At 57.5% G+C, this 18406-nt stretch carries 18 protein-coding genes; 16 read left to right on the top strand and 2 right to left on the bottom strand.

Annotated features, from left to right (window positions below):
* The first annotated feature begins 91 nt into the window (after positions 1-91).
* From ftsY to livJ, 6 genes are all read left to right on the top strand, one after another.
* Complete coding sequence (gene ftsY / locus BFV63_RS20745; protein ID WP_023323837.1) at positions 92-1552, top strand: signal recognition particle-docking protein FtsY; 1461 nt, start codon at positions 92-94, stop codon at positions 1550-1552.
* 2 nt (positions 1553-1554) lie between these two features.
* A complete protein-coding gene (gene ftsE / locus BFV63_RS20740; protein ID WP_003861525.1) occupies positions 1555-2226 on the top strand; it encodes a cell division ATP-binding protein FtsE in 672 nt (223 codons plus the stop codon).
* A complete protein-coding gene (gene ftsX / locus BFV63_RS20735) occupies positions 2213-3268 on the top strand; it encodes a permease-like cell division protein FtsX (RefSeq protein WP_003861527.1) in 1056 nt (351 codons plus the stop codon). The genes ftsE and ftsX overlap by 14 nt, the downstream gene beginning before the upstream one ends.
* Before the next feature lie 250 nt (positions 3269-3518).
* Positions 3519-4376, top strand: coding sequence for an RNA polymerase sigma factor RpoH (gene rpoH / locus BFV63_RS20730; RefSeq protein ID WP_000159624.1), 858 nt, complete (start codon positions 3519-3521; stop codon positions 4374-4376).
* Positions 4377-4512: 136 nt separating this feature from the next.
* Entirely contained in the window at positions 4513-5778 is a 1266-nt protein-coding gene (locus tag BFV63_RS20725; protein ID WP_023323836.1) for a 4-aminobutyrate--2-oxoglutarate transaminase, read from the top strand.
* Between the two features lie 197 nt (positions 5779-5975).
* Positions 5976-7076, top strand: a complete 1101-nt coding sequence (gene livJ, locus BFV63_RS20720; RefSeq protein ID WP_003861530.1) for a branched chain amino acid ABC transporter substrate-binding protein LivJ — start codon at positions 5976-5978, stop codon at positions 7074-7076.
* 117 nt (positions 7077-7193) lie between these two features.
* Here the strand turns inward: livJ and panM are convergent, their stop codons facing one another.
* Positions 7194-7577, bottom strand: coding sequence for an aspartate 1-decarboxylase autocleavage activator PanM (gene panM / locus BFV63_RS20715; protein WP_023314973.1), 384 nt, complete (start codon positions 7575-7577; stop codon positions 7194-7196).
* Positions 7578-8001: 424 nt separating this feature from the next.
* Here panM and livK point away from each other — a divergent pair, with 424 nt between their 5' ends.
* The 10 genes from livK to ugpQ all read left to right on the top strand — a co-directional run bounded on the left by livK (position 8002) and on the right by ugpQ (position 18012).
* Positions 8002-9111, top strand: coding sequence for a high-affinity branched-chain amino acid ABC transporter substrate-binding protein LivK (gene livK, locus BFV63_RS20700; RefSeq protein ID WP_048209896.1), 1110 nt, complete (start codon positions 8002-8004; stop codon positions 9109-9111).
* A 46-nt stretch (positions 9112-9157) separates the two neighbouring features.
* A complete protein-coding gene (gene livH / locus BFV63_RS20695) occupies positions 9158-10084 on the top strand; it encodes a high-affinity branched-chain amino acid ABC transporter permease LivH (RefSeq protein ID WP_023323835.1) in 927 nt (308 codons plus the stop codon).
* Entirely contained in the window at positions 10081-11358 is a 1278-nt protein-coding gene (locus BFV63_RS20690; RefSeq protein ID WP_003861542.1) for a high-affinity branched-chain amino acid ABC transporter permease LivM, read from the top strand. Before livH ends, BFV63_RS20690 begins: the two co-directional genes overlap by 4 nt.
* Positions 11355-12119, top strand: coding sequence for a high-affinity branched-chain amino acid ABC transporter ATP-binding protein LivG (gene livG / locus BFV63_RS20685; RefSeq protein WP_003861544.1), 765 nt, complete (start codon positions 11355-11357; stop codon positions 12117-12119). Before BFV63_RS20690 ends, livG begins: the two co-directional genes overlap by 4 nt.
* Position 12120: 1 nt before the next feature.
* Entirely contained in the window at positions 12121-12834 is a 714-nt protein-coding gene (gene livF, locus BFV63_RS20680; protein ID WP_022651964.1) for a high-affinity branched-chain amino acid ABC transporter ATP-binding protein LivF, read from the top strand.
* A 250-nt stretch (positions 12835-13084) separates the two neighbouring features.
* Positions 13085-14401: a sn-glycerol-3-phosphate ABC transporter substrate-binding protein UgpB gene (ugpB, locus tag BFV63_RS20675; RefSeq protein ID WP_022651963.1), complete on the top strand. Its 1317-nt coding sequence runs from the start codon at positions 13085-13087 to the stop codon at positions 14399-14401.
* A 72-nt stretch (positions 14402-14473) separates the two neighbouring features.
* On the top strand, positions 14474-15361 hold the full coding sequence (gene ugpA, locus BFV63_RS20670; RefSeq protein WP_003861551.1) for a sn-glycerol-3-phosphate ABC transporter permease UgpA: 888 nt from the start codon (positions 14474-14476) through the stop codon (positions 15359-15361).
* Entirely contained in the window at positions 15358-16203 is an 846-nt protein-coding gene (gene ugpE / locus BFV63_RS20665; RefSeq protein WP_023314971.1) for a sn-glycerol-3-phosphate ABC transporter permease UgpE, read from the top strand. The genes ugpA and ugpE overlap by 4 nt, the downstream gene beginning before the upstream one ends.
* Position 16204: 1 nt before the next feature.
* Positions 16205-17275 carry a sn-glycerol-3-phosphate import ATP-binding protein UgpC gene (locus BFV63_RS20660; RefSeq protein ID WP_003861554.1) on the top strand — a complete coding sequence of 357 codons (1071 nt, stop codon included), beginning with the start codon at positions 16205-16207 and terminating at the stop codon, positions 17273-17275.
* Positions 17272-18012, top strand: coding sequence for a glycerophosphodiester phosphodiesterase (ugpQ, locus tag BFV63_RS20655; protein WP_022651961.1), 741 nt, complete (start codon positions 17272-17274; stop codon positions 18010-18012). Before BFV63_RS20660 ends, ugpQ begins: the two co-directional genes overlap by 4 nt.
* On the opposite strand, the gene BFV63_RS20650 is transcribed toward ugpQ, so the two are convergent.
* The gene (locus BFV63_RS20650; RefSeq protein WP_022651960.1) at positions 18002-18373 is read right to left on the bottom strand and encodes a DUF2756 family protein; all 372 of its coding nucleotides are present in this window, start codon (positions 18371-18373) and stop codon (positions 18002-18004) included. The two genes, ugpQ and BFV63_RS20650, sit on opposite strands and share 11 nt — an antisense overlap.
* Between the last annotated feature and the right edge of the window lie 33 nt (positions 18374-18406).

The raw sequence follows: 18406 nt of genomic DNA, 5'->3' as shown, positions 1-18406 counted from the left end.
CGGGCGGTGATGTCAATTAAGTAAAGTGTTAGACTATTTCATCATTTTTTTAGCTTCCCTGTATATAGCGCCGCGAGGAGTGTAGTCGCAGATGGCAAAACAAAAAAAACGTGGCTTCTTTTCCTGGTTGGGTTTCGGTGAAAAAGAGCAAGAAACAGAACAGAAAACCGAAGAACAGCAGGTTGTAGAAGAGCAGTCACAGCCTGAAACGCCTGTCGAAACCGCTGCGGTTGTCGAAGCGGAAGAGCCAGCGCACAGCAAAGAAGAGATTGAATCCTTTGCTGAAGAGGTGGTTGAGGTCACTGAGCAGGTTCAGGAGAGCGAGAAGCCAGAGCCGGTTATCGTTGAAACCCTTACCGAAGCGCCGCAGGCCGCTATCGAACACGAAGCGCTGCCGCTGCCGGAAGAGGTTAAAGCTGAAGAGGTTTCTGCCGAAGAGTGGCAGGCCGAAGCGGAAACCGTTGAAATTGTTGAGGCGGTGGAAGAAGAGGCGGCACTTGAGCCAGAGCTGACCGACGAAGAGCTGGAAGCCCAGGCGCTGGCGGCGGAAGCGGCTGAAGAAGCGGTCATCGTCGTACCGGTGGAAGAGCAGGCCGAAGAAGAGATCGTTCAGGAGCAGGAAAAACCGACAAAAGAAGGTTTCTTCGCGCGCCTGAAACGCAGCCTGCTCAAAACCAAAGAAAACTTAGGTTCCGGATTTATCAGTCTGTTCCGCGGCAAAAAGATCGACGACGATCTGTTTGAGGAGCTGGAAGAGCAGCTGCTTATTGCGGACGTGGGCGTGGAAACCACCCGGAAGATCATCGCTAACCTGACTGAAGGGGCGAGCCGCAAACAGCTGCGTGACGCCGAGGCGCTGTACGGCCTGCTGAAAGACGAGATGGGTGAAATTCTCGCAAAAGTTGACGAACCGCTTAATATTGAAGGCAAAATGCCGTTTGTTATTCTGATGGTTGGCGTCAACGGCGTGGGTAAAACCACCACCATCGGCAAGCTGGCGCGCCAGTTTGAGCAGCAGGGCAAATCGGTGATGCTGGCGGCGGGCGATACCTTCCGTGCGGCAGCGGTGGAACAGCTCCAGGTGTGGGGCCAGCGCAACAATATTCCGGTCATTGCTCAGCACACCGGCGCGGATTCCGCGTCCGTGATTTTCGATGCCATCCAGGCGGCGAAGTCGCGTAACGTGGACGTGCTGATTGCGGATACCGCGGGGCGTTTGCAGAACAAATCGCACCTGATGGAAGAGCTGAAGAAAATCGTTCGCGTCATGAAGAAGCTGGACGAAGATGCACCGCATGAAATTATGCTGACTATCGACGCCAGCACCGGACAGAACGCCATCAGCCAGGCGAAGCTGTTCCATGAAGCGGTAGGACTGACCGGGATCACGCTGACCAAGCTGGACGGCACCGCGAAAGGCGGGGTGATCTTCTCCGTGGCCGACCAGTTCGGCATTCCTATCCGTTACATCGGTGTGGGCGAGCGTATTGAGGATTTACGTCCGTTTAAAGCGGACGACTTTATTGAGGCACTATTTGCCCGAGAGGACTAACAATGATTCGCTTTGAACACGTCAGCAAGGCCTATCTCGGCGGGAGACAAGCGCTACAGGGGGTGACATTCCACCTCCAGCCAGGCGAGATGGCATTCCTGACCGGCCATTCCGGCGCGGGGAAAAGTACCCTGCTCAAGCTGATCTGTGGGATCGAGCGGCCAAGCGCCGGTAAAATCTGGTTCAGCGGCCATGAAATTAGCCGTCTTAAGAACCGTGAAGTGCCGTTCCTGCGTCGTCAGATTGGCATGATTTTTCAGGATCACCACCTGCTGATGGATCGCACGGTTTTCGATAACGTCGCGATCCCGCTGATTATTGCCGGCGCCAGTTACGATGATATCCGCCGTCGCGTTTCGGCGGCGCTGGATAAGGTCGGGCTGCTGGACAAAGCGAAGAACTTCCCGATCCAGCTCTCCGGCGGTGAGCAGCAGCGCGTGGGTATCGCCCGTGCGGTGGTGAACAAGCCTGCCGTTTTGCTGGCGGATGAACCGACCGGTAACCTGGACGATGCCCTCTCTGAAGGGATCCTGCGTCTGTTTGAGGAATTTAACCGCGTGGGGGTCACGGTACTGATGGCGACGCACGACATGGGGCTGATCTCCCGCCGTTCGTACCGTATGCTGACCCTGAGCGATGGGCATTTGCACGGAGGCCACGGTGAACAAGCGTGATGCAATGAACCAGATTCGGCAGTTCAGCAACCGGTTCGACCGTTTCCGCAAGCCTCAGGGCGGTGGTGACGGCAATCGCAATGCGCCTAAGCGTGCCAAAGCGACACCGAAACCGAACTCCCGCAAAACCAACGTCTTTAACGAGCAGGTGCGGTATGCCTTCCAGGGCGCGTTGCAGGATCTGAAAAGCAAACCGCTGGCGACGTTCCTGACGGTGATGGTGATTGCCATCTCCCTGACGCTGCCCAGCGTCTGCTATATGGTTTACAAAAACGTAAACCAGGCGGCGTCCCAGTACTATCCGTCGCCGCAGATTACCGTTTATCTGGATAAAGCCCTCGACGATAACGCGGCGGCTCAGGTAGTGGGGCAGATTCAGGCCGAGCAGGGCGTGGAAAAGGTGAACTATCTCTCCCGCGATGAAGCGCTGGGCGAATTCCGCAACTGGTCCGGATTTGGCGGCGCGCTGGATATGCTTGAAGAGAACCCGCTGCCCGCGGTGGCGGTGGTGATCCCGAAACTCGATTTCCAGGGCACGGATTCGCTCAACACCCTGCGCGACCGCATTACCCGCATTAACGGGATTGATGAAGTGCGCATGGACGACAGCTGGTTTGCCCGTCTTGCCGCCCTGACCGGGCTGGTAGGACGCGTGTCGGCGATGATCGGCGTGCTGATGGTGGCGGCGGTGTTCCTCGTCATCGGTAATAGCGTGCGCCTGAGCATCTTCGCCCGTCGCGATACCATCAACGTGCAGAAACTGATTGGCGCAACGGATGGTTTCATCCTCCGCCCGTTCCTTTACGGCGGCGCGTTATTAGGTTTTTCTGGTGCATTTCTTTCATTGATATTGTCAGAAATTTTGGTGATGCGGCTGTCGTCAGCCGTCACCGAGGTGGCGCAGGTTTTCGGAACTAAGTTTGATATCAGTGGTTTAGGTTTCGATGAGTGCCTGCTGTTACTGCTGGTGTGCTCCATGATCGGCTGGGTGGCGGCATGGCTGGCAACGGTTCAACATTTACGCCACTTTACTCCCGACTAATAAAAGCGTGATATAATCTTTCCCTGCACCGAGATGTTCGCTTGCAGGGAAAGCGTCCCTGTTGTCTCTTCCCCTGTAATCATCTTCATGTCACATTTTGTGCGTAATTTATTCACTGTTGCACCTGGAACTTGTGGATAAAATCACTGTCTGATAAAAGAGTGAATGCTAATCTCGTTGCTCAAACGCTTTGGCATGGTTGTTGCCTGACGGGGACAACCTGGACCAGAAGAAACATTGAGAGGAATGAATGACCAAAGAAATGCAAACTTTAGCTTTAGCCCCTGTTGGTAACCTGGAATCTTACATCCGGGCTGCGAACACCTGGCCGATGTTAACGGCTGAGGAAGAAAAGGAGCTTGCTGAAAAGCTGCATTACCAGGGCGATCTGGAAGCAGCTAAAACGCTGATCCTGTCTCACCTGCGCTTTGTTGTTCACGTTGCTCGTAATTATGCGGGCTACGGCCTGCCGCAGGCGGACCTGATTCAGGAAGGTAATATTGGCCTGATGAAGGCGGTACGTCGCTTCAACCCGGAAGTGGGCGTGCGACTGGTCTCCTTCGCCGTGCACTGGATCAAAGCGGAAATTCACGAATACGTCTTGCGTAACTGGCGTATTGTGAAAGTCGCCACGACGAAAGCGCAGCGCAAACTGTTCTTCAACCTGCGTAAAACCAAGCAGCGTCTGGGCTGGTTCAATCAGGATGAAGTGGAAATGGTGGCGCGCGAGCTGGGCGTTTCCAGCAAAGACGTCCGCGAGATGGAATCCCGTATGGCCGCTCAGGACATGACGTTTGATATGTCTGCCGACGATGACGCGTCCGACAGCCAGCCGATGGCCCCGGTTCTGTATCTACAGGATAAAACCTCTAACTTTGCTGACGGCATTGAAGAGGATAACTGGGAAGACCAGGCGGCGAACAAGCTGACCTTCGCGATGGAAGGCCTAGACGAGCGTAGCCAGGATATCATCCGTGCCCGCTGGCTGGACGAAGATAACAAGTCCACGTTGCAGGAACTGGCCGACCGCTACGGCGTCTCCGCTGAACGTGTGCGTCAGCTTGAAAAGAACGCCATGAAAAAACTTCGCGCCGCTATCGAAGCGTAATTTTCGCGAAGTACACCGAGAACCCCTGGATGAGAGTCTGGGGGTTTTGTTTTTTTAGCGCCCGCTCTGGCGAATTCCCTGCCCCTGGCAAACACTTACTGATGCGCTAAGCAGGCGACTTTCAGAGGGTGACAGGGTGAAAAATAACGAACTGAACGACCGGCGTTTACAGGCGACGCCGCGCGGTATCGGCGTCATGTGTAACTTCTATGCCGATAAAGCCGAAAACGCCACGGTGTGGGACGTGGAAGGTAACGAGTATATTGATTTTGCCGCCGGGATCGCCGTGCTGAATACCGGGCATCGCCATCCTAAAGTTATCGCCGCCGTCGAAAAACAGCTTCACGCCTTTACCCATACCGCTTATCAAATCGTCCCTTATGAAGGCTATGTATCGCTTGCCGAGCGCATCAACCAGCGCGTACCCATAGAGGGGCCAGCCAAAACCGCCTTCTTCTCAACGGGGGCGGAAGCGGTCGAAAACGCGGTGAAAATCGCCCGCGCGTACACCAGACGTTCCGGCCTTATCACCTTCGGCGGCGCGTTCCACGGCCGTACCTTTATGACCATGGCGCTGACCGGCAAAGTGGCGCCCTATAAGCTCGGCTTCGGCCCGTTCCCCGGCTCGGTGTACCACGCGCAATTCCCTAACAGCCTGCACGGCGTCAGTACCGCCGAAGCGTTAAAAAGCCTGGAGCGCATCTTCAAAGCCGATATCGCGCCCGATCAGGTGGCGGCAATCATTATTGAACCGGTTCAGGGCGAGGGCGGATTCAACGTCGCGCCCGCTGATTTTATGCAGGCGCTGCGTGCCCTGTGCGATACCCACGGGATTTTACTGATTGCCGACGAAGTGCAAACCGGCTTCGCCCGTACCGGCAAGCTGTTCTCCATGGAAAACCACTGCGTGAAGCCCGATCTGATCACTATGGCGAAAAGCCTGGCGGGCGGGATGCCGCTCTCTGCCGTCTCTGGCCGGGCGGAGGTAATGGATGCGCCGGCCCCGGGCGGACTTGGCGGAACCTACGCAGGTAACCCGCTGGCGATTGCGGCGGCCCATGCGGTGCTGGATGTGATTGACGAGGACGATCTCTGCACCCGCGCGGCGCATCTCGGGCATCATCTGGTCGAGGTGCTGAATAAAGCGAAGGATGGCTGTCCGTATATCGCCGATATCCGTGGGCAGGGGTCGATGGTGGCGGTGGAATTTACCGATCCGCAAACCGGACAGCCGTCGCCGGAATTTACCCGTCAGGTTCAGGAGCGCGCGTTGAACGAAGGGCTGCTGCTTTTGAGCTGCGGCGTTTACGGCAACGTTATTCGCTTCCTCTACCCGCTCACCATCCCCGAAGCGCAGTTCCGTAAAGCGCTGGATATTATTTCCGCCTCGCTGACACGATAAAGCCAAAAGCCCGGCTGAAATGACGGTTGGGCTTATCATATTTTCATTTCAAATTAGCTATTCCAAAATCATAAAAATGGGGTATGTTTTAGCAGAGTATGCTGAAAAAGCGCGAACAGCACGCCTATAACTGAAATAAAGCGCTACACAACAACATCACAACAATCGTTATAACCATAATAATGGGGAATCTCAGGATGAACATGAAGGGTAAAGCGTTACTGGCAGGATGTATCGCGTTGGCATTCAGCGCCATGGCGCAGGCCGATATTAAAGTGGCCGTGGTGGGCGCGATGTCCGGTCCGGTAGCACAGTACGGCGATCAGGAATTTACGGGCGCGGAACAGGCGGTTGCAGACATTAATGCTAAGGGCGGCATCAAGGGCGAAAAGCTGCAAATCGTAAAATATGACGATGCCTGTGACCCAAAACAGGCGGTCGCGGTGGCGAACAAAGTGGTAAACGACGGGATCAAATACGTTATTGGTCACCTGTGCTCCTCTTCCACCCAGCCCGCATCTGACATCTACGAAGACGAAGGCATTCTGATGATCACGCCGGCCGCGACGGCGCCAGAGCTCACCGCGCGCGGCTATAAGCTGATCCTGCGTACCACCGGTCTGGACTCCGATCAGGGGCCAACCGCCGCGAAATACATCGTGGAAAAAGTGAAGCCGCAGCGCATCGCGATTGTTCATGACAAACAGCAGTACGGCGAAGGCCTGGCCCGTGCGGTGCAGGATAACCTGAAAAAAGCGAACGCCAACGTGGTGTTCTTTGACGGTATCACCGCCGGTGAGAAAGACTTCTCGACCCTGGTCGCGCGTCTGAAGAAGGAAAATATCGATTTCGTTTACTACGGCGGCTACCACCCGGAAATGGGGCAGATCCTGCGTCAGGCGCGTGCGGCGGGTCTGAAGACGCAGTTCATGGGGCCAGAAGGTGTCGCGAACGTTTCCCTGTCTAACATCGCGGGTGAATCCGCTGAAGGTCTGCTGGTGACCAAGCCGAAGAACTACGACCAGGTGCCTGCGAACAAACCTGTTGTCGATGCCATCAAGGCGAAGAAACAGGATCCAAGCGGTGCGTTCGTCTGGACCACTTACGCAGCGTTGCAGTCTCTGCAAGCGGGCCTGAACCAGTCAGCCGATCCGGCGGAGATTGCCACCTGGCTGAAAGCGAACTCGGTGGAAACCGTGATGGGACCGCTGTCCTGGGATGAGAAGGGCGACCTGAAGGGCTTCGAGTTCGGCGTGTTTGACTGGCATGCCAATGGCACTGCTACTGATGCCAAATAATGCTGGTGCGGGTTGATGCCCTCACCCTAACCCTCTCCCACGGGGAGAGGGGATTACCCGGTTTTCTCCCTCTCCCTTAGGGAGAGGGCCGGGGTGAGGGTATCAGGCCGCACAGATCTAGCGCTTCTCCCACCCGTTCGACTGCGCCGTAAACCCTAACGCCTGCATAAACGCTGCCATCACGCCGCGATCCTCCACGCCCACGTCGGCCATCCACCAGGAGGTTACGCTCGGGTTTTCGCGGATCACCTCTTCAATCAAATACTGCCCGACCCCGCGACGACGGGTCACGTCGCGCACGCGCAGGGAGTCCAGCGCCCCTTCCGTGCCGCTCAGCGTTACGCGGACGGCGGCCAGCAGACGTTCATTAAAACGCGCGGCATAGATGCGGTGGTTTTCATCGACGGCCAGCGATGAAGGGGAATATTCCGGCCAGATCTTGCCCAGGTCGATATGATCCTGGTCGCTAAAGGTCACCAGACGCACGATAGTCAGTTTCATTAGCTGCTTGTCCAAATCAAAAAGAGTAGGGCCAGTGTACTCAATTTATTTGCTCAGGCGCTTTCTCTTTTTCTTCCCATTTACCAGGTGATTAGTTTTTTGACAGCGTAATGCGCAGTTTGAAAACACATGGATCGAAAAATAAGCAGAATTTTAACCTGAAGGGTAGTGATTTATTCGGCGCTTTGTACCGTTATTTTATGCTGCCAACTGCGCTTTTATTTGTTTATCTCCGCCTGATTTCAGAATATTATCTTTGCTTAATCGCCTGAAAAATAGAGATTTTAGTCTGGTTTTTGACAAAAAACTGCGCTAAATCATTAAAGGCACTGGTAAAAATAGCGTTGTTCATTAAAAGTACAGAATGCTTTTTAACCATAATAAAACAAAATATAAACACGACATCACGAATGGGGATTCAGAGATGAAAAGGAACGCGAAGACATTAATCGCGGGGATGGTCGCACTGTCGATCTCGCATGCCGCTATGGCAGACGACATTAAAGTTGCGGTAGTGGGGGCGATGTCCGGCCCTGTTGCCCAGTGGGGTGACATGGAGTTCAACGGCGCGCGTCAGGCCATCAAAGATATCAACGCCAAAGGCGGGATCAAAGGCGACAAGCTGGTGGGCGTGGAGTATGACGACGCCTGCGATCCAAAACAGGCCGTCGCGGTCGCCAACAAAATTGTTAACGACGGTATCCAGTACGTCATAGGGCACCTGTGTTCCTCTTCCACGCAGCCTGCGTCTGATATCTACGAAGACGAAGGCATTCTGATGATCACCCCGGGCGCCACCAACCCGGAACTGACCCAGCGCGGCTACCAGCACATCATGCGTACCGCCGGTCTGGACTCCTCTCAGGGGCCAACCGCCGCCAAATACATCCTCGAAACCGTTAAGCCGCAGCGTATCGCCATCATTCACGATAAGCAGCAGTACGGCGAAGGCCTGGCGCGTTCCGTACAGGACGGCCTGAAAAAAGGCGGGGCAAACATCGTCTTCTTCGACGGCATTACCGCCGGTGAGAAAGACTTCTCCGCGCTGATCGCCCGTCTGCAAAAAGAGAATATCGACTTCGTTTACTACGGCGGCTACTACCCGGAAATGGGGCAGATGCTGCGCCAGGCGCGCGCCACCGGTCTGAAAACCCAGTTCATGGGGCCAGAGGGCGTGGGCAATGCCTCCCTGTCCAACATCGCGGGGGATTCTGCCGAAGGCATGCTGGTGACGATGCCAAAACGCTATGACCAGGATCCGGCGAATAAGACTATCGTGGATGCGCTCAAGGCGCAGAAGAAAGATCCGAGTGGTCCGTACGTCTGGATCACCTACGCGGCCGTACAGTCTCTGGCCACCGCGCTGGACCGTACCGGCAGCAAAGAACCGCTGGATCTGGTGAAAGATTTAAAAGCGCACGGGGCGAACACCGTGATTGGGCCGCTGAACTGGGATGAGAAAGGCGATCTGAAGGGATTTGAATTTGGTGTCTTTAAGTGGCACGCCGACGGTTCGTCCTCGGTCGCCAGATAATCATCCCACCGCCCGGCTCACCGGGCGGGTATAAAAAGGTTTGCATATGTCCGAGCAGTTTCTCTACTTTTTGCAGCAGATGTTTAACGGCGTCACGCTGGGAAGCACTTACGCGCTGATCGCCATCGGCTACACGATGGTTTACGGCATTATCGGCATGATTAACTTCGCCCACGGCGAGGTGTACATGATCGGTAGCTACGTCTCCTTTATGATCATCGCCGCGCTGATGATGATGGGCATCGACAGCAGCTGGCTGCTGGTAGCCGCCGGGTTTGTCGGCGCGATTGTGATCGCCAGCGCCTACGGCTGGAGTATCGAACGGGTAGCCTACCGACCGGTGCGCAGCTCCAAGCGCCTGATCGCGCTGATCTCCGCCATAGGGATGTCCATTTTCCTGCAAAACTACGTCAGCCTGACTGAAGGTTCACGCGACGTGGCGCTGCCAAGCCTGTTTAACGGCCAGTGGATTGTGGGGGCCAGCGAAAACTTCTCCGCCTCTGTCACCACCATGCAGCTGGTAATCTGGGTTGTGACATTTATTGCCATGCTGGCCCTGACCCTGTTCATCCGCTACTCCCGCATGGGACGCGCCTGCCGCGCCTGCGCGGAAGATCTGAAGATGGCGAGCCTGCTCGGGATTAACACCGACCGCGTGATTGCCCTGACCTTCGTGATCGGCGCAGCGATGGCGGCGGTGGCTGGCGTGTTGCTCGGCCAGTTCTACGGCGTAATCAACCCGTACATCGGTTTTATGGCCGGGATGAAAGCCTTCACCGCGGCGGTACTGGGCGGAATCGGCAGCATTCCGGGCGCGATGATCGGTGGTCTGATCCTCGGCGTGGCGGAGTCGCTCTCCTCGGCGTACCTGAGTACGGAGTATAAAGATGTGGTGTCGTTTGCCCTGCTGATTCTGGTTCTGCTGGTGATGCCTACCGGTATTCTGGGCCGTCCGGAGGTAGAGAAAGTATGAAACCGATGCATTTTGCGATGGCGCTGCTCTCTGCCGCCATGTTCTTCGTCCTGGCGGGCGTCTTTATGGGCGTCCAGTTAGGGCTGGACGGCACGAAGCTGGTGGTGGATACCGCCCCCGACATCCGCTGGCAGTGGGTGTTTATCGGCACCGCTGTGGTGTTCCTGTTCCAGCTGCTGCGTCCGCTGTTCCAGAAGACGCTGAAAAACGTCTCCGGGCCGAAATTCGTCCTGCCGGCGATCGACGGTACAACCGTGAAACAGAAGCTGTTCCTTGTGGCGCTGCTGGTGGCTGCCGTGGCGTGGCCGTTTATGGTATCGCGCGGGACGGTGGATATTGCCACCCTGACCATGATCTACGTGATTCTGGGGCTGGGTCTGAACGTGGTGGTGGGGCTGTCTGGCCTGCTGGTGCTGGGCTACGGCGGGTTCTACGCCATCGGCGCGTACACCTTCGCGCTGCTGAACCACTATTACGGCCTCGGCTTCTGGACCTGTCTGCCGCTGGCGGGGCTGGTCTCTGCCGCGGCGGGCTTCCTGCTCGGTTTCCCGGTGCTGCGCCTGCGCGGTGACTACCTGGCGATTGTGACCTTAGGCTTCGGCGAAATCGTCCGTATTCTGCTGCTCAACAATACCGAAGTGACCGGCGGTCCGAACGGCATCAGCCAGATCCCGAAACCGACCTTCTTCGGCTTGGAGTTCAGCCGTACCGCCCGCGAAGGCGGCTGGGATACCTTCAGCAACTTCTTTGGCATCAAATACGATCCGTCCGACCGCGTGATCTGGCTCTATCTGGTGGCGCTGCTGCTGGTGGTGATTACGCTGTTTGTGATCAACCGTCTGCTGCGCATGCCGCTGGGTCGCGCGTGGGAAGCGCTGCGCGAAGATGAGATCGCCTGCCGCTCCCTGGGCCTGAACCCGACCCGCATCAAGCTGACCGCATTTACCATCAGCGCCGCGTTTGCCGGTTTCGCCGGAACGCTGTTTGCCGCGCGTCAGGGCTTCGTCAGCCCGGAATCGTTCACCTTTGCCGAATCGGCCTTCGTGCTGGCGATTGTGGTGCTCGGCGGAATGGGCTCGCAGTTCGCCGTGATCCTCGCGGCTATCCTGCTGGTGGTCTCCCGCGAGCTGATGCGCGACTTTAACGAATACAGCATGTTAATGCTGGGTGGTTTGATGGTGCTGATGATGATCTGGCGTCCGCAGGGTCTCCTGCCGATGACCCGTCCACAGCTGAAGCTGAAACGCACACAGGCGAAAGGAGAGCAGGCATGAAGCCTTTATTATCCGTTAACGGCCTGATGATGCGTTTTGGCGGCCTGCTGGCGGTCAACAATGTGAATCTGGATCTGCACAAGAAAGAGATTGTCTCCCTGATTGGCCCGAACGGCGCGGGAAAAACCACGGTCTTCAACTGCCTGACCGGCTTCTACAAGCCGACGGGCGGCACCATCATGCTGCGCGATCAGCATCTTGAAGGGCTGCCGGGCCAGCAGATTGCCCGCATGGGCGTGGTGCGTACCTTCCAGCACGTGCGTCTGTTCCGCGAGATGACGGTGATTGAGAACCTGCTGGTGGCGCAACATCAGCAGCTGAAAACCGGCCTCTTCTCCGGCCTGCTGAAAACCCCGGCCTTCCGCCGCACGCAGGAAGAGGCGCTCGATCGCGCCGCGACCTGGCTCGACCGTATCGGCCTGCTCCAGCACGCCAACCGTCAGGCGAGCAACCTCGCTTACGGGGATCAGCGTCGCCTGGAGATTGTGCGCTGCATGGTGACGCAGCCGGAGATCCTGATGCTCGACGAACCAGCGGCAGGTCTCAATCCGAAAGAGACCAAAGAGCTGGACGAGCTGATTGCCGAGCTGCGCGACCATCACGACACCACCATCCTGCTGATTGAGCATGACATGAAGCTGGTGATGGGCATTTCGGACCGTATCTACGTGGTAAACCAGGGCACGCCGCTGGCAAACGGCACGCCGGAAGAGATCCGCAACAACCCGGACGTGATCCGCGCATACCTTGGTGAGGCATAAGATGGAAAAAGCGATGTTAACGTTCGACAAGGTCAACGCGCACTACGGCAAAATTCAGGCGCTGCACGATGTCAGCCTGCATATTAATCAGGGCGAAATCGTCACCCTGATTGGGGCTAACGGCGCGGGCAAAACCACGCTGCTCGGCACCCTGTGCGGCGACCCGCGCGCCACCAGCGGGCGGATTGTGTTTGACGGCAAAGACATTACCGACTGGCAGACCGCCAGAATCATGCGTGAAGCGGTGGCGATTGTCCCGGAAGGGCGTCGCGTATTCTCCCGCATGACGGTGGAAGAGAATCTGGCGATGGGCGGTTTCTTCGCCCACCGGGATGAATACCAGACCCGCATCAAGTGGGTGTACGAACTCTTCCCGCGCCTGTGGGAGCGTCGTATTCAGCGCGCGGGCACCATGTCCGGCGGCGAGCAACAGATGCTGGCGATTGGCCGCGCGCTGATGAGCCAGCCGCGTCTGCTGTTGCTGGATGAACCGTCGCTCGGTCTTGCGCCCATCATCATCCAGCAGATTTTCGATACCATTGAGCAGCTGCGCAAAGAGGGGATGACCATCTTCCTCGTCGAACAGAACGCCAACCAGGCGCTGAAGCTCGCTGACCGCGGCTATGTGCTGGAGAACGGGCGCGTGGTGCTCTCCGATACCGGCGATGCGCTGCTGGCGAACGAAGCGGTGCGGAGCGCGTACCTGGGCGGATAGGTAAAAGCAAAAAGGCAACGCAAGTTGCCTTTTTAGTGTTTTCTCCCTCTCCCTGTGGGAGAGGGCCGGGGTGAGGGCACTAGACCGCACCCAACATCTAAACCCCTTCACACAACCATCATCCCTCTGACGCCTGGCTGTCACCTGTCTGTAAACAAACAGTTATTTTTCTGTCATTCGAGCATGTCATGTTACCTCGCGAGCATAAAACGCGTGATATCGCGCATCCGGCACAATAAGAGAGATGACAATGACATCGTTACGACACACAGCTTTGGGTCTGGCACTGGGTCTGGCTTTTGCGACGAACGCAATGGCTGTGACGACCATTCCGTTCTGGCATTCCATGGAAGGAGAGTTGGGTAAAGAGGTTGACTCCCTGGCGCAACGTTTCAACGACACCCACCCGGATTACAAAATTGTGCCGGTGTACAAAGGCAACTACGAGCAGAGCCTGAGCGCGGGCATCGCCGCCTTCCGTACCGGTAACGCGCCTGCGCTGTTACAGGTTTATGAAGTGGGCACCGCGACCATGATGGCCTCCAAAGCCATCAAGCCGGTGTACGAGGTGTTCAAAGAGGCGGGCATTAACTTTGACGAGTCCCAGTTCGTGCCAACCGTGGCGGGATACTACACGGATTCCAAAAGCGGGCATCTGCTGTCCCAGCCGTTTAACAGCTCTACGCCAGTGCTGTACTACAACAAAGACGCCTTCAGGAAAGCCGGTTTAGATCCGGAGCAGCCGCCAAAAACCTGGCAGGACCTGGCCGAATACACCGCGAAGCTGAAAGCGGCGGGGATGAAGTGCGGCTACGCCAGCGGCTGGCAGGGCTGGATCCAGATTGAAAACTTCAGCGCCTGGCACGGCCTGCCGGTTGCCACCAAAAACAACGGCTTCGACGGTACCGACGCGGTGCTGGAGTTCAACAAGCCGGAGCAGGTGAAGCACATCGCGCTGCTGGAAGCACTCAATAAGAAGGGCGACTTCAGCTACTTCGGGCGTAAAGACGAATCCACCGAGAAGTTCTACAACGGCGATTGCGCCATTACCACCGCCTCATCTGGCTCGCTGGCAGACATCCGTCACTACGCCAAATTCAATTACGGCGTGGGCATGATGCCGTACGACGCTGACGTCAAAGGCGCGCCGCAGAATGCCATCATCGGCGGGGCGAGCCTGTGGGTGATGCAGGGTAAAGACAACGGCACCTACAAAGGCGTGGCCGAGTTCCTCGACTTCCTGGCGAAGCCGGAAAACGCCGCCGAGTGGCACCAGAAGACCGGCTACCTGCCGATCACCAAAGCCGCGTACGACCTGACCCGCGAGCAGGGCTTCTACAGCAAGAACCCGGGCGCGGATATCGCGACGCGTCAGATGCTGAACAAGCCGCCGTTGCCGTTCACCAAAGGCCTGCGTCTGGGCAACATGCCGCAGATCCGCACCATCGTCGATGAAGAGCTGGAAAGCGTCTGGACCGGGAAGAAAACGCCACAGCAGGCGCTGGATTCCGCGGTAGAGCGCGGGAATCAGCTGCTGCGCCGCTTTGAGCAGTCGACGAAGTCTTAATCTTTTTGCCCTCACTAACCCTCTCCCTTTGGGAGAGGGACGGGGTGAGGGGAAACCAACCTGAGCTAACCTATGTCATCATCCCGTCCGGTGTTCCGTTCCCGCTGGCTGCCGTATCTGCTGGTCGCGCCGCAGCTGGTCATCACCGTCATCTTCTTTATCTGGCCTGCGGGCGAAGCGCTGTGGTACTCGGTACAAAGCGTCGATCCGTTCGGGCTTTCCAGCCAGTTTGTCGGGCTGGACAACTTTACCGCGCTGTTCCACGACAGCTACTACCTGGATTCCTTCTGGACGACGATCAAATTCAGCGCGCTGGTCACCGTCAGCGGCCTTGTCGCCTCGCTGTTCTTCGCTGCGCTGGTGGACTACGTGGTGCGCGGCAGTCGTCTGTACCAGACCCTGATGCTGCTGCCCTACGCCGTGGCTCCCGCCGTGGCCGCCGTGCTGTGGATCTTCCTGTTTAACCCAGGGCGCGGGCTGATTACCCACTTCCTGGGCGAATTTGGCTACGACTGGAACCACGCCCAGAACAGCGGTCAGGCGATGTTCCTGGTGGTGTTCGCCTCGGTGTGGAAGCAGATCAGCTATAACTTCCTGTTTTTCTTTGCCGCGCTACAGTCTATCCCGCGTTCGCTGGTGGAGGCTGCCGCGATTGACGGCGCAGGGCCGGTGCGCCGCTTCTTCAGGCTGTCGCTGCCGCTGATCGCCCCGGTGAGTTTTTTCCTGCTGGTGGTGAACCTGGTGTACGCCTTCTTCGACACCTTCCCGGTGATCGACGCCGCCACCGCGGGCGGCCCGGTGCAGGCAACCACCACGCTGATTTACAAGATCTACCGCGAAGGCTTTGCGGGGTTGGATCTCTCCGCTTCTGCCGCGCAGTCGGTGGTGCTGATGTTCCTCGTCATCATCCTCACGGTGGTGCAGTTCCGCTATGTCGAAAGTAAGGTGCGCTACCAATGATTGAGAACCGTCGCGGGCTGACGATTTTCAGCCATACCCTGCTAATCCTGGGCATCCTCGTCATCCTGTTCCCACTGTACGTGGCCTTTGTCGCCGCCACTTTGGACACCAAAGCGGTGTTCGACACGCCAATGACGCTGATCCCAGGCACGCATCTGTTCGAGAACATGAAGACTATCTGGACGCAGGGCGTGGGCGCTAACAGCGCGCCGTTCTGGCTGATGATGCTCAACAGTTTCATCATGGCGTTCGGTATCACCGTCGGCAAAATCACCGTGTCGATGCTTTCGGCCTTCGCCATCGTCTGGTTCCGCTTTCCGTTGCGTAACCTGTTTTTCTGGATGATTTTCATCACCCTCATGCTGCCGGTGGAGGTGCGTATCTTCCCGACGGTGGAGGTGATCGCCAACCTGAAGATGCTCGACAGCTACGCGGGCTTGACCCTGCCGCTGATGGCCTCGGCGACCGCCACCTTCCTGTTTCGCCAGTTCTTTATGACCCTGCCGGATGAGCTGATTGAAGCCGCGCGCATTGACGGGGCCTCGCCGATGCGCTTCTTCCGCGACATCGTGCTGCCGCTGTCGAAAACCAATCTCGCGGCGCTGTTTGTGATCACCTTTATCTACGGCTGGAACCAGTATCTGTGGCCGCTGCTGATCGTTCAGGACGTCAACCTCGGCACCGCCGTGGCAGGCATCAAAGGCATGATCGCCACCGGCGAAGGCACCACCCTCTGGAACCAGGTGATGGCGGCGATGCTGCTCACCCTTATCCCACCCGTAGTCATTGTTTTAGCCATGCAGCGAGCGTTTGTCCGCGGCCTGGTCGATAGCGAGAAATAAGATGGCAGGTTTAAAATTACAGGCAGTAACCAAAAGCTGGGACGGCAAAACCCAGGTCATTCAGCCGCTGACGCTCGACGTGGCGGACGGGGAATTTATCGTGATGGTCGGCCCGTCCGGCTGCGGAAAATCCACCCTGCTGCGTATGGTGGCCGGGCTGGAGCGTGTGACGTCCGGGGATATCTGGATTGACCGCCAGCGCGTTACCGAGATGGAACCCAAAGATCGCGGCATCGCGATGGTATTCCAGAACTACGCCCTCTATCCGCACATGAGCGTGGAAGAGAACATGGCCTGGGGGCTGAAAATTCGCGGTATGGGCAAAGGCCATATCGAGGAGCGCGTGAAAGAGGCCGCGCGCATTCTGGAGCTGGACGGCCTGCTCAAGCGTCGCCCGCGCGAGCTCTCCGGCGGCCAGCGCCAGCGCGTGGCGATGGGGCGCGCCATCGTGCGCGATCCGGCGGTATTTCTGTTCGACGAACCGCTGTCAAACCTCGACGCCAAACTGCGCGTGCAGATGCGTCTTGAGCTACAGCAGCTGCATCGGCGGCTGGGAACCACGTCCCTCTATGTGACCCACGATCAGGTTGAAGCCATGACCCTCGCCCAGCGCGTGATGGTGATGAACAAAGGCATCGCCGAGCAGATTGGCACCCCAGTGGAAGTCTACGAGAAACCGGCCAGCCGTTTTGTGGCGAGCTTTATCGGCAGCCCGGCGATGAACCTGCTGGACGGGCGGATCAATGCGGCGGGAACCCACTTCGAGCTGGAAAGCGGGATGGCGTTGCCGATCAACTGGTACTATCGTGGCTACGCCGGGCGTAAGATGACGCTTGGTATCCGCCCCGAGCATATTGGTTTGACGTCTCAGGCGGACGGCGGCGTGCCGCTGGTGATGGACACGCTGGAGATGCTGGGCGCAGACAACCTGGCGCACGGACGCTGGGGCGAGCAAAAGCTGGTAGTGCGTCTGCCGCATCAGGAGCGCCCGAAAGCAGGCAGCACGCTGTGGCTGCATATGCCGGAAAATCACCTGCACTTATTTGACGGTGAAACAGGACAACGAGTATGAGCAACTGGCCTTACCCCCACATCGTCGCCCACCGTGGTGGCGGTAAACTGGCGCCGGAAAACACCCTGGCGGCAATTGACGTTGGCGCACGCTACGGCCACACGATGATCGAGTTCGACGCCAAGCTGTCGAAGGACGGCGAAATTTTCCTGCTGCACGACGACAACCTCGAACGCACCAGCAACGGCTGGGGCGTGGCGGGTGAACTGCCGTGGCGTGACCTGCTGAAGGTGGACGCCGGAAGCTGGTTCAGCGGCGAATTCAAAGGCGAACCGCTGCCGCTGCTGGCGGAAGTGGCGGACCGCTGTCGTCAACACGGCATGATGGCCAATATTGAAATCAAACCGACCACCGGCACCGGGCCGCTGACGGGTAAAGTGATTGCCATTGCCGCGCGTGAGCTGTGGGAAGGGATGACCGCGCCGCTGCTGTCGTCGTTTGATATCGACGCGCTGGAAGCCGCACAGGCCGCCGTTCCGGAGTTGCCGCGCGGGCTGCTGCTGGATGCGTGGCGAGAAGACTGGCGCGCGCTGACGACCCGCTTAGGCTGCGTGTCGATCCACCTCAACCATAAGCTGCTGGATGAAGCGCGCGTGACGCTGTTGAAGGAGGCCGGTCTGCATATCCTGGTGTATACCGTCAACAAACCCCAGCGTGCAGCCGAGCTGCTGCGCTGGGGCGTGGACAGCATCTGTACCGATGCGATTGACCAGATCGGGCCGAACTTTATTTATTAAGCATACTGCCGTTCTGCTGGGTCGGCAGCATGTGCTGCTGACCGCTGCTTTGCGATACTCCGCCTCCTAACATCCCACCGTTTGCATTAGGCAGCGGCTGTTCAAGCATCTGGCCCTGCTGTACGCGCTGGGTGTTGGTATTCATCTGGTTTTGCAGGTGCTGCTGCTGCACCTGGGTCTGCGTCTTTAACTGCTGATTGAGCATCCCTTTCTGCTGCTGTTGCTGGCTCATCATCTCCGTCTGCATACGCTGCTGGCTCGGAATGACGTAGCCCGGCTGGTTCGGGTTGTTCAGGGTGTTGATTGGCTGTGCGAGCGCGGCGAACGGAAGCAGCGCGGTCAGGATCAGTAATCGTTTCATGGTTATCTCCTCCTTTGAGGCTTCTCTTAAGTT

It is taken from the genome of Enterobacter hormaechei subsp. xiangfangensis (assembly GCF_001729785.1).
Classification (GTDB): Bacteria; Pseudomonadota; Gammaproteobacteria; order Enterobacterales; family Enterobacteriaceae; genus Enterobacter; species Enterobacter hormaechei_C.
The sequence above is the reverse complement of the archived record's forward strand: the minus strand, read 5'-3'. Positions and strand labels throughout refer to the sequence as shown.